This is a genomic window from Lysobacter sp. Root667 (genome assembly GCF_001427715.1).
In the GTDB taxonomy this organism is placed as follows: domain Bacteria; phylum Pseudomonadota; class Gammaproteobacteria; order Xanthomonadales; family Xanthomonadaceae; genus Lysobacter.
In genome coordinates this window covers 202,246-217,102 of the sequence record NZ_LMHF01000014.1, presented here as the reverse complement: position 1 = coordinate 217,102, position 14,857 = coordinate 202,246, and the positions used below count along the sequence as shown (strand labels likewise).

The 14,857-nt window shown below is 68.0% G+C and carries 16 protein-coding genes; 11 read left to right on the top strand and 5 right to left on the bottom strand.

Annotated elements, in window-relative coordinates:
• Positions 1 to 13: 13 nt before the first annotated feature.
• The 4 genes from ASD78_RS16410 (at position 14) to ASD78_RS16395 (ending at position 2,690) form a co-directional block, all read left to right on the top strand.
• Positions 14 to 499, top strand: a complete 486-nt coding sequence (locus ASD78_RS16410; RefSeq protein ID WP_056103374.1) for a hypothetical protein — start codon at positions 14 to 16, stop codon at positions 497 to 499.
• A 76-nt stretch (positions 500 to 575) separates the two neighbouring features.
• Positions 576 to 887 (top strand): hypothetical protein, encoded by a 312-nt coding sequence (locus tag ASD78_RS16405; RefSeq protein ID WP_056103370.1) that lies wholly within the window; start codon positions 576 to 578, stop codon positions 885 to 887.
• Between the two features lie 16 nt (positions 888 to 903).
• Positions 904 to 2,004, top strand: a complete 1,101-nt coding sequence (locus ASD78_RS16400; protein WP_056103366.1) for an acyltransferase — start codon at positions 904 to 906, stop codon at positions 2,002 to 2,004.
• The gene (locus ASD78_RS16395; protein WP_056103362.1) at positions 2,001 to 2,690 is read left to right on the top strand and encodes a class I SAM-dependent methyltransferase; all 690 of its coding nucleotides are present in this window, start codon (positions 2,001 to 2,003) and stop codon (positions 2,688 to 2,690) included. Before ASD78_RS16400 ends, ASD78_RS16395 begins: the two co-directional genes overlap by 4 nt.
• Positions 2,691 to 2,808: 118 nt before the next feature.
• Here ASD78_RS16395 and ASD78_RS16390 read toward each other — a convergent pair whose 3' ends face one another.
• From ASD78_RS16390 to ASD78_RS16370, 5 genes are all read right to left on the bottom strand, one after another.
• Positions 2,809 to 3,483 carry a DNA-3-methyladenine glycosylase gene (locus ASD78_RS16390; RefSeq protein WP_056103359.1) on the bottom strand — a complete coding sequence of 225 codons (675 nt, stop codon included), beginning with the start codon at positions 3,481 to 3,483 and terminating at the stop codon, positions 2,809 to 2,811.
• 2 nt (positions 3,484 to 3,485) lie between these two features.
• Positions 3,486 to 3,857, bottom strand: coding sequence for a DUF423 domain-containing protein (locus ASD78_RS16385; RefSeq protein WP_055900976.1), 372 nt, complete (start codon positions 3,855 to 3,857; stop codon positions 3,486 to 3,488).
• 359 nt (positions 3,858 to 4,216) lie between these two features.
• A complete protein-coding gene (locus ASD78_RS16380) occupies positions 4,217 to 5,293 on the bottom strand; it encodes an SRPBCC family protein (protein ID WP_055900979.1) in 1,077 nt (358 codons plus the stop codon).
• A gap of 290 nt (positions 5,294 to 5,583) precedes the next feature.
• Positions 5,584 to 6,276 carry a response regulator transcription factor gene (locus ASD78_RS16375; RefSeq protein WP_055900982.1) on the bottom strand — a complete coding sequence of 231 codons (693 nt, stop codon included), beginning with the start codon at positions 6,274 to 6,276 and terminating at the stop codon, positions 5,584 to 5,586.
• Entirely contained in the window at positions 6,273 to 7,478 is a 1,206-nt protein-coding gene (locus ASD78_RS16370; RefSeq protein WP_055900984.1) for a sensor histidine kinase, read from the bottom strand. The genes ASD78_RS16375 and ASD78_RS16370 overlap by 4 nt, the downstream gene beginning before the upstream one ends.
• Positions 7,479 to 7,671: 193 nt before the next feature.
• On the opposite strand from ASD78_RS16370, the gene ASD78_RS16365 reads away from it, so the two are divergent.
• From ASD78_RS16365 to ASD78_RS16335, 7 genes are all read left to right on the top strand, one after another.
• Positions 7,672 to 8,286: a GNAT family N-acetyltransferase gene (locus ASD78_RS16365; RefSeq protein ID WP_055900988.1), complete on the top strand. Its 615-nt coding sequence runs from the start codon at positions 7,672 to 7,674 to the stop codon at positions 8,284 to 8,286.
• A complete protein-coding gene (gene minC, locus ASD78_RS16360; RefSeq protein ID WP_056103356.1) occupies positions 8,283 to 9,056 on the top strand; it encodes a septum site-determining protein MinC in 774 nt (257 codons plus the stop codon). The genes ASD78_RS16365 and minC overlap by 4 nt, the downstream gene beginning before the upstream one ends.
• Before the next feature lie 25 nt (positions 9,057 to 9,081).
• On the top strand, positions 9,082 to 9,891 hold the full coding sequence (minD, locus tag ASD78_RS16355; protein WP_055901526.1) for a septum site-determining protein MinD: 810 nt from the start codon (positions 9,082 to 9,084) through the stop codon (positions 9,889 to 9,891).
• A 2-nt stretch (positions 9,892 to 9,893) separates the two neighbouring features.
• Positions 9,894 to 10,154, top strand: coding sequence for a cell division topological specificity factor MinE (minE, locus tag ASD78_RS16350; protein WP_055900993.1), 261 nt, complete (start codon positions 9,894 to 9,896; stop codon positions 10,152 to 10,154).
• 113 nt (positions 10,155 to 10,267) lie between these two features.
• Complete coding sequence (locus tag ASD78_RS16345) at positions 10,268 to 10,768, top strand: hypothetical protein (protein WP_055900995.1); 501 nt, start codon at positions 10,268 to 10,270, stop codon at positions 10,766 to 10,768.
• Between the two features lie 1,088 nt (positions 10,769 to 11,856).
• The gene (locus ASD78_RS16340; RefSeq protein ID WP_055900998.1) at positions 11,857 to 13,857 is read left to right on the top strand and encodes a M2 family metallopeptidase; all 2,001 of its coding nucleotides are present in this window, start codon (positions 11,857 to 11,859) and stop codon (positions 13,855 to 13,857) included.
• Positions 13,858 to 14,226: 369 nt separating this feature from the next.
• Complete coding sequence (locus ASD78_RS16335; protein ID WP_082559563.1) at positions 14,227 to 14,856, top strand: TlpA disulfide reductase family protein; 630 nt, start codon at positions 14,227 to 14,229, stop codon at positions 14,854 to 14,856.
• Position 14,857 lies beyond the last annotated feature (1 nt).

The following is a 14,857-nucleotide window of genomic DNA, read 5'->3' as shown; positions in this document are numbered from 1 at the left end:
ACGCCGGCCGCCGATGCCCTTTACCCCGATCCACCTCGGCCCCGGTCTCGCATTCAAGGCCATCGGCGGCCGCCGCTTCAGCTTCATGGTGTTCGGCGGCGCGCAGGTGCTGATGGATATCGAGCCCTTGCTCGGCATCCTGCGCGGCTGGCCGGTGCTGCACGGGCCCACGCATACGGTGTGGGGCGCGCTGCCGATCGGGCTGCTCGCCGGTGCGATCGGGCGGCCGATCAGCGCCGCCTGCCTGCGCTCGCTGCGCATCCCGCACGCGCCGTTCACCTGGCCGGCCTCGTTCGCGGGCGCCCTGCTCGGCACCTATTCGCATGTGCTGCTGGACGCGATCATGCACTCCGACCTACAACCCGTCTGGCCGCTGTCGCCGGCCAACCCCCTGTTGCGCTGGATCTCGGTGGACCAGTTGCACCTGGCCTGCATGGCGCTGGGCCTGTTCGGCGTCGCGGCCATCGTCCTGCGCGCGGCATGGAACCGGCTGGAATAAGGCGCCACGCGCGCGGCATGGGCCGGCCCGGTTCGGGCACAATGCGCCGAACCCGCTTCGCCCGCCAGGATCCGGCATGAAATTCCAGCAGGACGAAAACCAGTACGACGAGTGGCAGGCCTATTTCAGCTACGAACTGCTGCGCACGATCAAAGAGCGTCTGGAGCAGGCAGCGCTGCCGCCGCAGCAGGTGCGCGAGCTGACCACCGCGATCGGCTTCGACCTCGCCTGCCTGATCGACGCCAGCGCGCCGTTCGAGGTCGAAGGCACCACGATCACGCCGGTGCTGACCTTCTCGGCCGAGCCGGACCTGCTGCTGCACCAGGGCGCCCCTTCGGACCTGCACGAGTACGTGCACGGCAACGCCGACGAACTGTTCGGCGACTGAGCGCCTTGCCGATTCCATGACGCCGCGCACCCTGGCCGAAGGCCACGCCCAGCCCGACAACAACTTCAACCTGATCCGCCTGTTCGCGGCCTGGCTGGTGATCTACGGCCACAGCTATGCGGTCACCGCCAGCGGCGGCCAGGACCTGCTGCTGCAGCTGGTGCAGATCAAGTTCGCCGGCGGCATCGCGGTCGACATGTTCTTCGTGATCAGCGGCTTCCTGATTGCCGCGAGCCTGGAACGCAATCGCCTGCCCAGCTACCTGGCCGCGCGCGCGCTGCGCATCTTCCCGGCGCTGATCGTCTGCGTGGCGCTGACGGTGCTGGTGCTCGGTCCGCTACTGACCACGGCCGCGGACTACTGGAGTTCGCCTCAGGTCTGGAACTATCTGCGCGCGAACGCCCTGCTCGCCCGCGAAACCCAATACTTCCTGCCCGGCGTGTTCGAGACCCTGCCCAGCCACGCCATCAACGGCTCGCTGTGGTCGTTGCCGATCGAAGTGCGCCTGTACCTGTGGCTGGCGCTGATCGGGCTGCTGCGGCTGTTGCCGCGCAATCGCTTCAACCTGCTGTGCCTGGCGCTGCTGATCGCCGGCATCGTGAAGTACGGCGGCGAGGCGCTGAAGCCGGAGAAGATCAACTGGCTGTACTGCACCGCCTATTTCCTGACCGGCAGCCTGGCCTGGGTCAACCGCGAGCGCGTGCCGCTGCGCTGGTGGCTGCTGGCGCTGGTGCTGGTGCTGGCGGCGCTGCTGCGCGGCGGCAGTTACTACTACCTGGGCTATTTCGTCGCCCTGAGCTACACCACCCTGTTCCTGGCCTTCGTGCCGCGGCTGCCGCAGATCCGCCGCACCGATCTGTCCTACGGCCTCTACCTCTACGGCTGGCCCTCGCAGCAATTGGTGCAGTACTTCGCGCCCAGCACCGGCCCCTTGATGAACACCTTGTGGGCGACCCTGATCGCGGCAACGCTCGCGGCCCTGTCCTGGTTCCTGGTCGAACGTCCGGCGCTGCGGCTGAAATCGCGCTTCGGCACCCGCACCGACCCGCACGCGCCGGCGGTCGTCGCCGACGCGGCGGCGGCGGGGCCCGCAGCCGTGAGCCTGCGCAGCGAATGAGCGACGCGCACGACGATGCGGTGCTCGCGGCCTGGCGCAGCAATGCCGCGCCATGGACCCGCGCCGTGCGCAGCGGCGGCATCGAAAGCCGGCGTCTGATCACCGACCGCGCGATCGTCGAGGCGGTATTGCGGCAACGGCCGCGCGAGGTCCTGGACCTGGGCTGCGGCGAAGGCTGGCTGGCGCGCGCACTGAGCGCGCACGGCATCGACGTCACCGGCACCGACGCGATCGCCGAACTGGTCGAGGCCGCGCGTGCGGCCGGTGCCGGCGAGCGCTACCTGAGCTTGTCCTATGCGCAGATCGCGCAAGGCGCGCTCGATGCGCGCTACGACGTCGCGGTCTGCAATTTCTCGCTGATCGGCGAGCACGACGTCGAAGCCCTGGTGGGCGCACTGCCCGCGCTGCTAGGCGAGGACGGCCGCGCGATCGTGCAGACCCTGCATCCGCTGGCCGCCGGTACCGAGCTGCCTTATGCCGATGGCTGGCGCGCGGGTTCCTGGGCCGGTTGCGACGGCGACTTCGCCGATCCGGCGCCCTGGTACTTCCGCACCCTGGGCGGCTGGTTCGCCCTGCTCGAACGCTGCGGCCTGCGCGTCGTCGAACTGGAAGAACCGACGCATCCGCGTACCGGCCAGCCGGCGTCGCTGATCCTGATCGCGCAAGCGAAGCGCGGGGTTTCGTAGATGCGCTGAGCGCCGCGGACCGCGACGCGGCCCGCGGCCTTGGTTGCGAGGTTTCGTGTTGAGCGAGACGCGGTTCGCCGCGCTCACCGCATGCCGCTCGTGCCGATCGCGTACTGCCTCAATCCTGCGAACGCTTGGTCTCGGTCTTGCTCGGAGTCGCCAGGTCGGCGATGCGCCACAGATACAGGCTGGCGTAGGTGCGGTACGGTCCCCAGCGCTCGCCGGTTTCGGCAAGCTCTTTCGGCGTCGGCATCGCGTCGAGCTTGTCCACCGCTTGCGCGCCCTTGCGGATGCCCAGGTCGTCGACCGGCAGCACGTCCGCGCGCCCGAGCCGGAACATCAACATCATCTCGACCGTCCAGCGGCCGATCCCGCGCACCGGCACCAGCGCCGCGACGATGGCGTCGTTGTCCATCACGCTCATGCGGCGCAGGTCGGGAATCTCGCCGCGCGATTCGCGCGCGGCCAGGTCGCGCAGCGCCAGCAGCTTGTTGCCCGACACGCCGCAGGCGCGGATCGCGGCATCGTCGCAACGGGCCAGGGTGTCGCAATGGAAACGGTCGCTGGCGATCGCGGCTTCGACCCGCCCGACTATCGTCGCCGCGGCCTTGCCGCTGAGCTGCTGGTAGAGGATCGCGCGCGCCAGCGCGTCGACCGGATCGAAGGACTTGCGCCAACGCGGGTCGGGTCCGAGCGTGCCGACTTTCTTCATCCAGGCGCCGAGCTTGCGGTCGCGCTTGGCGAGGTGGGCGTAGGCGGCCTGGGTATCGAAGCCGCGGGCATGGCGTGGCATCGTCAGCGCCTCGCGGCGTCGGCTGCGTACAGCAGCCAGGCCAGGATCATCAGGCTGCCGCCGAACGGCAGCATCCGGGTGGTGGTGCCGAAGAAATACGCCGAGGCCAGACCGCCGGCGAACAGCAGCACGCCGATCAGCAATGCGGCCAGTGCGATCCGCGCCAGCCGGCGCGCGGCCCCGGGCGCGAGCGCAGCCAAGGCGATGCCATGGCCGAACGCGAACAATGCGGCCATCTGCAGGCGCGATTGCGCGGTCGGATCGGCGACGTGCGCGGCGTAGGCCGACAGCGCGACCGAGAGCGCGGCGAGCACCGCGCCGGCGGCGGCCAACGCGCGCGTGAAAGGAAGAGAGGTCGAATTGGACGGCGTCATGCGTGGGGTGTCCGCTCGTGCGTGTCGGCACGATAGCAGGCGGCGCATGTGCCGCAAGCGGCCGTTCTTGCGATTCGACGCGTCGACGACATGAGTCGCGCGCGCTCGCGGTCGGCGCATCGGTGCTCGAGTCCGGCCTGGTGTCGAATCGCGGCTTACGCCGCTCCCACAGGGGGCGGCAGCCGCGCCTGATCGGGGCTCACGCCCTTCCGCGCCCCGCGTCGCTCGCGCCTGTAGGAGCGGCGTAAGCCGCGATTCGCCGCCCCACTGCTCGACGCCGGCGCGCCTCCGGGACGAAGCAAAAAAAAACGCGCCGCGGAATCCGCGGCGCGTTTCGTATTGCGAGCTGCCTGGACGGCTTACTGCTTGATGGTCCAGTACACGTCGAAGTCGCCTTCCTCGGTGAAGCTCTTCTCGATGCCGGCCTTCCAGGTTTCGTACGGACGGTCGATGGTCTCGGTGCCCTGGGTCATGGCCCAGGCGCGCAGCGCGTCGCGGACCTTCGGCAGGTTGGCCATGTGGCCCTTGAACGGCACCGCGGCGACCTTGGCCGGGCCCAGGAACACGGCCTTGACCGGGCCCTCGACCTTGACCGCCAGCTCGGTGGCCGGACCGGTCTCGCCGATCTTGCGGACCGGCTGGGCGACGTCGAACGAATAGGTTTCGGCGCCGAACTCGTTGGTGATGATGCGCACCGGACCGGCGGCTTCCAGGCCGTTGGCGGCCATCACCTTCTTGATCCACTCGATGTTGCTGTTCATCTGCGCCTGGACCTTGGCGTTGTCGCGGTCGACGGCGGCGGTGACGATCAGCAGGTTCTCGGCGTCGCGCTGGACGAACTTCGGCGCGTTGGCCGGGTTGTCCTTGCTCAGATCGGCGTAGTCGTAGTTCGGCACCGCGGCGAGCATGTTGCTCAGGCGCGAGAGGCCGAGCTTGATGTCTTCGCCGACGCTGCTGCTGACGTACAGGCCGGAGTAGCGGCCGAGCATGTTCCAGCCGTATTCGACGTCGTAGGTCTGGGTGATCTCGACGTTACGGTTGTTGCGGCCGGTCGGACGCAGGGTGAATTCGGTGCGCTTGTTGTTGCCGCGCAGGATGTCGTCGATCTTGTAGGCGACGCGCTTGCCCGGCTCGGAAGCGGTGATTTCCCAGCTGCCGTTGCCCAGGTTCTTTTCCTTGGAGGAATACTCGAGGCGCGCGCCGACGCCCGACTCCGGACCGGCGAGCTTCAGCTGCATGTTCGGGTCTTTCATGACCAGCGGGTTCCAATCCTTGAACCGGTGCAGGCTGTTCAAGGTGTCAAACACGATCGTCAGCTTGCGGTTGGTCTCCACCGAGTGCGACAGGTGGCGGCTGGACGGCAGCACGACGCCGACGACCAGGAACAGCACGGCGACGATCGCCAGGGAAATCAAAAACTCGATCAGACGGGTCATTCAGGTTTCTCCAAGGCCGGGACCCGGATCGGGCCGGGGCGCAGACCCACAATCGTATCAAGGAAGCCGCGGCCCGGGCAGTCATCCGTTGCAACCGGCCGATGTGGGCAAGCGGGGCCGGAGCGCCCCGGGGCCGCGGGCGCCGGGCGAAATCGCAACATGCGGCTAGGCACGGTTTCAGTGCAGGCGCCGAACGCGCCGCGAGCCGCCCCGATCGGGAACGGAACGGGCCGCTTACGCGCGGCCCGGGGGAACGCCCGGCGCGCTGCGCCGGGCCGGCAGGACTACGCTCAGACCAACTGCAGCTCGAAGGCCTTGAGCACCGCCCGGGTGCGGTCGCGGACGCCGAGTTTCGACAGGATATTGGACACGTGGTTCTTGATCGTGCCCTCCGCCACGCCCAGCGAATTGGCGATTTCCTTGTTGGAGAAGCCGCCGGCCATCAGGCGCAGGATCTCGGTCTCGCGCTCGGTCAGCGGGTCCGGGCGGTCCAGGCTGACGAAATCGTTGCGCATGTGCTCCAGGCCCGACAGCAGGCGCTGGGTGACCGCCGGCTGCACCAGCGAACCGCCGTCAGCCACGGCCTGGATCGCACCGACCAGCTGTTCCAGCGAGACGTCTTTGAGCAGGTAGCCCTTGGCACCGGCCTTGAGCCCGGCCAGCACCAGTTGGTCGTCGTCGAAGGTGGTCAGGATGATGGTCGGCGGCAGGTTGCCGGCGCGGGCCAGGGCCTGCAGGGCCTCCAGGCCCGACATCACCGGCATGCGCATGTCCATCAGCACCACGTCCGGGCGAACCTGGGGCACCATTTCTACGGCCTGGCGGCCGTCGCCGGCCTCGGCGACCACTTCGATGCCCTCGGCCAGCGCCAGCAGCGAACGCACGCCCTGGCGGACCAGGGTCTGGTCGTCGACGAGCATGACGCGGATGGTGCGCGCGGGACGGGTGTTATCGGCGCTGGCATTGCTGGAGCTGGGGGTCATGCAGTGACTCCTTCACAGGCGGCGGCCGCGGCCGCCGAGGCCGGCAACGTGAGGTGCAGGCAGAAGCCCGCCTCCGGCCGGGTTTCGATACGCAGGTCGCCGCCGTGCTGGACCAGGCGCTCGCGCATGCCGCGCAGGCCGTTGCCGGAGACGGGGTTGTCGGCGCCGTGGCCGTCGTCGCGCGCGTCCATCACGATGCAGTCGTTGTGGCGACGCACCTGGATGTCGAGATGGCGCGCGCCGGCGTGACGCACGGCGTTGGTGATGATTTCCTGGGTGCAGCGCATCAGCACGTGGGCGCGCTCGGGGTCGTCGAGGGTCAGCGGGGTCTCGATGTCCATGCGGATGTCGAGCGCGGGGACATTCTCGGCCAGCGGGCGCAGGGCCACGGCCAGGTCGATCGCGCCGTTCTCGCGCAGCTGGCTCACCGCTTCGCGCACGTCGGTCAGCAGCAACCTCGCCAGAGTATGCGCCTGCTGCACGTGCTCCTTGGCGCGGCCGTCGGAAAGATGTCCGGCGACCTCCAGATTCAGGCTCAGCGCGGTCAAATGGTGGCCGAGCAGATCGTGCAGCTCGCGCGAAATGCGGGTGCGCTCGTTGATGCGCGCGCTTTCGGCCAGCAGAGCGCGGGTGGCGCGCAGCTCCGCGTTGAGCCGGCGCTGCTCCTCGCGCGCCTGGGTCTGCTGCAGCGCGACCAGCGCGGTCACGAACACGAAGCTGGAGAAGCCCATGTACAGCAGCGACTGCAGCACCGCAACCAGCGGCGGGATGTCCAGCGCCTGCACGAACACCGGGGTGATCGCCAGGTTGCCCACCAGCAGCCAGACGATGCCCACCCGCAGCGGCAGCATCCAGGGCAGCAGGCCGGCGATGACCATGAACAGCACGCTGCCCAGGCCGGTATTGGAGTAGTAGCTGACCCCGATCGCGCAGCCGGTCAGCACCAGCAGCAGCAGATGGTCGACGATGCCGGTCTGGCGCTCGCCCAGCGAACGGGTGATCCACCAATAGACGATGCCGAAGGTCAGGTAGACCGCGACCCAGCGCAGCACCTGCAGGTAGACCGGCACCAGCGACTGGCCCGGTTCGACCTGGAAATAGCCCGGATCGAGCCAGATCGACAGCAGCCAGCAGCCCAGCAGGCCCCAGGTGAACAGGCCGGCGTAACGCAGCAGTCGGGTGTGGGTGAGGCGCGCCAGCATGAACGCATGCTAACGGCTGCGGCTGCGCTCGGAGCCGTCCGAAAGTAATGGAACGCCGCTGGCGCCCGCCAGCGGCCATATCCGGCATTCCGGCGCCCTGTCCGCCCAGCGGTCGCCGGGATGGGGCGGCCATGCGATAATCGGCCCGCCGGCCACATATCTCGTGGCCGGCTTGCGAATACTGGAGCCCGGAATGTCGATCGTCGTCCGCGACGTGCGTGAGCACGAGCTGGATTCCGTCCTTGCACTCAACAATGCTGCCGGGCCCGCGATCCTGCCGCTGGATGCGGCGAGACTGCGTCACTTCTTCGACCACGCCGAGTATTTCCGGGTCGCCGAACGCGACGGGACCATGGCCGGCTTCTTGATCGGCATGGGCAGTCACTCCGAGCACGACAGCAGCAATTTCCGCTGGTTCCGTGAGCGCTACCCGGACTTCTTCTATATCGACCGCATCGTGGTGGCCAGCCGCCGTCGCGGCGGCGGCGTCGGCCGCGCGTTCTATGCCGACGCTCAGAGCTATGCCGAGCTACGCTACCCGCAGCTGGCCTGCGAGGTGTTCCTGGAAGGCGGCAACGACCCGGCGCTGCTGTTCCACGGCAGCTTCGGCTTCCGCGAGGTCGGCCAGCACGTCATGGCCGAGGCCGACGTGCGCGCGGCGATGCTGATGAAACCGCTGTGCAGCTACCCCTGGGTGCGCGAGACCTACGGCGACCAACTGCCCGAGCAACCCTGGCTGACCCGGCCGCGCGTCGCCATCGCCCACGACGATTCCCTGGCGCAACGCCCGACGGGAACCTGTCCGTGAGCGTGGCGGTGGATTACGAACAGGCCGGCGAACTCAAGATCGGCCAGGTCGGCATCGCCAACCTGCGCGTGCGCACCCTCGACGTGCCGCGCCTGATCGAGGAAATGCGCGGCCGCGTGCAGCGCGCGCCCAAGTTGTTCGGCCGCGCCGCGGTGGTGATCGACTTCGGCGGCCTCAGCCACACCCCCGACGCCGCGACCGCACAGGCGCTGCTGGACGGCCTGCGCGCCGCCGGCGTGCTGCCGGTGGCCCTGGCCTACGGCACCAGCGAGACCGAGCGCCTGTCCGAGGCCCTGGGCCTACCGCTGCTGGCGAAATTCCGCGCCCAGTACGAGCGCGGCGACGACGAATCCGCGCCGCCGGCCGCTGCGCCGGCGCCCGCGCGCCGGGAAGCGACTGCGCCCGCTCCAGCGCCGGCCAAGGCCGCCGCGCCCGCCGCCTCGCCCGGGCTGATCCAGTCAGCGCCGGTGCGCTCGGGCCAGCAGATCTACGCCGAAAACCGCGACCTGACCGTGCTCACCGCGGTCGGCGCCGGCGCCGAGGTGATCGCCGACGGCTCGGTGCACATCTACGGCCCGCTGCGCGGCCGCGCCCTGGCCGGGGCGCAGGGCAATCCGCAAGCGCGCATCTTTTGCCGCGAGTTCCATGCCGAGCTCGTGGCCATCGCCGGCCACTACAAAGTGCTGGAAGACATCCCCAAGACCTTGCGCGGCAAAGCCGTGCAGGTCTGGCTCGAAGACGAACAGATCATGATCGCGGCGCTGGACTGAGGCCGCACTTTTGGAGGAATACAACTTGGCCGAAATCATCGTAGTCACCTCGGGCAAGGGCGGCGTGGGCAAGACCACGACCAGCGCCAGCGTCGCTTGCGGCCTCGCCCGCCGCGGCCACAAGGTCGCCGTCATCGACTTCGACGTCGGTCTGCGCAACCTGGACCTGATCATGGGCTGCGAACGCCGCGTGGTGTACGACTTCGTCAACGTCGTCAACGGCGAAGCGACGCTCAAGCAGTCGCTGATCAAGGACAAGCGCTTCGACAACCTGTTCGTGCTGGCCGCCTCGCAGACCCGCGACAAGGACGCGCTGACCAAGGAAGGCGTGCAGAAGGTGCTCGACGACCTGATCGCCGAGGGTTTCGACTACATCGTCTGCGATTCGCCCGCCGGCATCGAAAAGGGCGCGTTCCTGGCCATGTACTTCGCCGACCAGGCGGTGGTGGTGGTGAACCCGGAAGTGTCCTCGGTGCGCGACTCCGACCGCATCCTGGGCCTGCTCGCGTCCAAGACCCGCCGCGCCGAGAACGGCGAGCGCGTCAAGGAACACCTGCTGCTGACCCGCTACAGCCCCAAGCGCGTGGAAACCGGCGAGATGCTCAGCGTCGGCGACGTCGAGGAGATCCTCGGCCTCAAGACCATCGGCGTCATCCCCGAATCCGGCGACGTGCTCAACGCCTCCAACAAGGGCGAGCCGGTGATCCTGGAAACCGAATCCGACGCCGCCCAGGCCTACGACGACGCGGTCGCGCGCCTGCTCGGCGACACCCGTCCGATGCGCTTCGTGCAAGTGGAAAAGAAAGGCTTCTTCAGCAAGATCTTCGGAGGCTGAGCATGGGACTGTTCGACTTCCTGCTGGCCAAGAAGCAGACCGCCTCGGTCGCAAAGGACCGCCTGCGCATCATCGTCGCGCACGAGCGGGCCGGACGCGGCGGCCCCGAGTACTTGCCGATGCTGCAGCGCGAGCTGCTCGAAGTGATCCGCAAGTACGTCAACGTCGATGTCGAGTCGGTCAAGGTCGACGTGGTCAAGGAAGGCGAGCACGACGTGCTCGATATTTCCGTGGCCCTGCCCGACCGCCCGAGCCCGGCTTAAGGCTAGTAACGAGTAGCTAGGAATTAGTAGTTAGGAATTAGCAAGTAGTTGGCGGCGAAAGCTTGCCCGTGCCTCTACTAGTTCCTACTTCCTCGCTACTATTTCCTAGCCCCATGCTAAGCCTGTCCGACATCGACTTCGACGCCGTCGCCGCGCTGCTCGCGCGCTACGGCCTGGTCTTGTCGCGGGTCGCCGACGGCGACGCCATTCCCGGCAGCTACTGGGGCGAGTGCGAAGCCGGATTGATCGGCAGCACCGTGTACGCACGCGCCGACACGCCGGTGCATTCGCTGCTGCACGAAGCCGCGCACCTGATCGTACTGCCGCCGCAACGCCGCGCCGCCGTGCACACCGACGCCACCGATTCGGTCGAGGAAGAAGACGCGGTGTGCGTGCTGCAAAGCCTGCTCGGCGACGCCCTGCCCGGGGTGGGCCGCGAGCGCGTGCTCGCCGACATGGACGAATGGGGCTACACCTTCCGCCTGGGCTCGGCCCGCGCCTACGTCGAGCACGATGCCGACGCGGCCTGGCAATGGCTGCACGAGCGCGGCCTGGCCGACGCGACGCAGCGCGGCTTGATCCTGCCGGCGCTTTCCCCGGCGATTACCGTCTGATATCCGACTGCTACCGCGGCGCCGCCGCGCAGCGCGCCCACAGGCGCTGCCCGGCGACGGCCACCGCGGCCGTCGCGCACGCCCTCCGGGCGCACGCATTGGGGCTCGCTACAGCCCCGCATTCGATACCGTCCCTGGCACGGCCGATCCAATGGGTACTCGCGTCGTGCGTTGCGGCCTTGCGGCCCGCGCCGAAAGCGTTCCTTCGCCGCGGCCGCCGTCTCCAGACGGTGCCGCCGAGTCCTTGAGCTCCCCACCCACCATCATCGCCGCTGACGTCCCGACGGCATCCCTTGCCGCCGGCGACCGGTCCATCTCCTACCTCGCGCCCGAGGGCTCGCTAGAGCCGCGTCGGACGAGCATCCATGGCTCGGCGCGGCCATCCGGGCGCACGCCGTCGAGCATTCACTACCTCTCCCTGAAACCCCGTAACGCAAACAGGACATTCCCACCCGGCACTCCGACGCCCTCCCCGGCGTCGGCTGGTCGGTCCTGCGCAGCGCGTCTGGCGCCGGCGCGAATCGGACCTTCCTGGGCGTACCGGGCGACAACCCCGGTGTCCTGGAGCGTCACCTTTCCTGCTTCTGGGTCACAAATCAAATTATTCTTTTGTGACTGCTGTCGGTTGTAGTCGATGTTTTGCGGCCCAGCAAGCCTACATTCAGGAATTTGCGTGGTATCGCATTTACCGGTAGTTAACAGCTTTAGACCGCATGTAGCCGCCAAATTAGCGGCAATCTGCAGGCAAGGTTCATGTAACCTTCACGGAAACATGAACGCCAGCTGTACGGAGTTGGCACGGCTGTTGCCGCTATGCGTCACCCATTGCGTTATCCAATTGCCCGTTGGCAGCGGGTCCTGCGCGAAATTGCGCGAACCCGCGCGGAAGGCCGCGACCGGACCAGGCGCCCGGCAACTTGCGCACAGCCGCGCGGCAGGTGCCGGCAAGAGCCGCAGCGGAACCGCCGCACAGGCCGGACATCCACCGGCATACGGGCCTTTCCGGCCTTGCGCGGCACCGGACGGGCCTCTAGCCTCGGGGCACCCCGCGCCCGGCGCGGCGTAATTCGTCCCGGAGAGAACACCCTATGAAACCCTTACGCGCCCTGCTCGCGCTCAGCATTACCGCCGCCGTGATCGGCCTGGCCGGTTGCAAGAAAGAACCGACCCCGACCACCACCGGCACCGCGCCGACCACCGTGCCCAAGGGCGAGACCGCCGACCAGTTCATCGCCCGCGTCAACGCCGAGTACAAGGCGATGTATCCGGAGATGAGTTCGGCGCAGTGGCTGTCGAACACCTTCATCAACGACGACAGCGCCATGATCGCGGCCAAGAGCAACGAACGTTGGCTGACCCAGCTCAACAGCTGGATCGAGCAGTCCAAGCGCTTCGAAGGCCAGCAGATGACGCCCGACACCGCGCGTTCGATCCAGCTGCTCAAGCTGCTGACCGCGATGCCGGCGCCGAAGGATCCGGCCAAGCTCGCCGAGCTGACCAGGATCGCGACCAAGATGGACGGCATGTACGGCGCCGGCAAGTACTGCACCGGCGAAGGCGACGCCGAGACCTGCCGCCAGCTCGGCGACCTCGAAGACGTGCTGCGCAGCAGCCGCGACTACGACGCCCAGCTCGACGCCTGGCAAGGCTGGCACACCATCGCCCAGCCGATGCGCAAGGACTACACCCGCTTCGTCGAGCTGGTCAATGAAGGCGCGCGCGACATGGGCTACGCCGACACCGGCGAGATGTGGCGCTCGGGCTACGACATGAGCCCGGCCGAGATCGCGGCCGAGACCGATCGCCTGTGGGGCCAGGTCAAGCCGCTGTACGAGCAGCTGCACTGCTACACCCGCACCAAGCTCGAAGCTACCTACGGCACCGACAAGGGCCATGTCGCCGGCAACATGCTGCCCGCGCACCTGATGGGCAACATGTGGCAGCAGGACTGGGGCAACCTGTGGGACGTGCTGGCGCCGTACAAGAACGCCGGCAGCCTGGACGTCACCGCTGCGCTGGCCGCGCAGTACCAGGAGCAGTTCGATGCACAGATGGCCAAGAACCCGGACTCGCGCGAGCCCGAGGAGCAGGCGCAGCTGCAGGTCGACGCCCAGCTCGCGACCGCGCGCGAGATGACCGAACGCGCGCAGGACTTCTACGTCTCGCTGGGCATGCCCAAGCTGCCCGAGACCTATTGGAGCAAGACCCAGTTCATCAAGCCGCGCGACCGCGACGTGGTCTGCCACGCCAGCGCCTGGGACATGAACATGGCCGGCGACGTGCGCACCAAGATGTGCATCAAGGCCAACGAAGAAGACTTCACCACGATCTATCACGAACTCGGCCACGTCTATTACTACATGGCCTACAACAAGCAGCCGCCGCTGTTCCAGGGCGGCGCGCACGACGGCTTCCACGAGGCCATCGGCGACACCATCGTGCTGGCGATGACGCCCAAGTATTTGCAGTCGATCGGCCTGGTCGGCGATCAGCAGCAGAGCAATGAGGCGCTGATCAACGCGCAGATGCGCATGGCCCTGGCCAAGGTCTCGTTCCTGCCGTTCGGCCTGATGATCGACCGCTGGCGCTGGGGCGTGTTCGACGGCTCGATCAAGCCGGGCGACTACAACAAGGCCTGGTGGGACCTGAAGGCGAAGTACCAGGGCGTGGCCCCGGCGACCGCGCGCGGCGAAGAGTTCTTCGACGCCGGCGCCAAGTACCACGTGCCGGGCAACACCCCGTACACGCGCTACTTCCTCTCGCACGTGCTGCAGTTCCAGTTCTACAAGGCGCTGTGCGACGCGTCGGGCTACAAGGGCCCGCTGTACGAATGCAGCTTCTACGGCAACAAGGCAGCCGGCGCGAAGTTCCAAGCCATGCTGAGCAAGGGCCAGAGCCAGCCCTGGCAGAAGACGCTGAAGGAACTCACCGGCGGCGAGAAGATGGACGCCTCGGCGGTGCTGGAATACTTCGCCCCGCTGCAGACCTGGCTGAAGCAGCAGAACGAAGGCAAGACCTGCGGCTGGCAGGCCGACGGCAAGGTCGCCGCGGCCAAGCCCGCAAACAAGCCGGCCGGCGGCAAGGGCTGATCGCCCCGCCGCTACGTCGCAACGCCTCGAAAGGCCGGCGCATGCCGGCCTTTCGTATTTTCGGGTAACGACATCCTGAGGAAGCGATGCTCGCGCGGGTCCCGACCTTATGTGGGAGCGACGTGAGTCGCGATTGCGCAGCCCCGTGCGACGACGAATCACGATTCGCATTGCTTCCGCAGTCGTCCGATACCGAAGCCGCGCAACATGCGATCGCCGCGACGGCATCGCCATCCACGGCAGACTTCGAACATCGCTAAAGCGTTCCGACGATTGACCAGGGCAAGCGCGAACAACGTCGCAATCCGCATCGCCTCGATGTGAGCCTCGTCAAGTTATGCGTCGGCGCGCGCTGCTACGGTCGCCGACATGTCGAACCCCACGCCTACGGATAGCCGGGTCGTCTCGCGCTGGACCGTGCCCTTGCTGATCGCCGCGCTCGCGCTGGCCAGTGCGCTGGTCGTCGCCCTGGGCTGGCAACTGCATCAGGCCCGCGAGAATCAACGCTGGTTGTCGCAACGCGCGACCCAGCCCTACATCGGCATGTACGTGCCGCGCATCGCGATGGCCTCGCTGGACGGCGCCAGCCGTACCCTCGGCCAGCCCGCCGGCGACTATCAGGTGCTCTACTTCTTCACCACCGGCTGCCCGCACTGCCGCGCTTCGGCACCGCTGGTGAAGGCGATCGCGGGCCAGCTCGCCGCCGCCTCCGGCGGCCGCGCCGAGATGATCGGCGTGGCCCTGGACCCGGCCGCCGCCGCAGGCGCCTACGCGCGCGAGCACGGCTTCGCGTTTCCGGTGATCGCCAGCCAGGACCGGCGCAGCGCGATGCTGTTCCGCGCGCGCAACGTGCCGCTGCTGCTGGTGATCGGCCGCGACGGCCGCGTGCGCTACGCGCGCGTGGGCGAGATCAATACCAAGGAAGGCGTCAACGGTGTACTGACCGCGGTACGGCGCAAGGAAGCGTCGCCAGCGGGCCCCACCACCAAGGAGAGTTGAG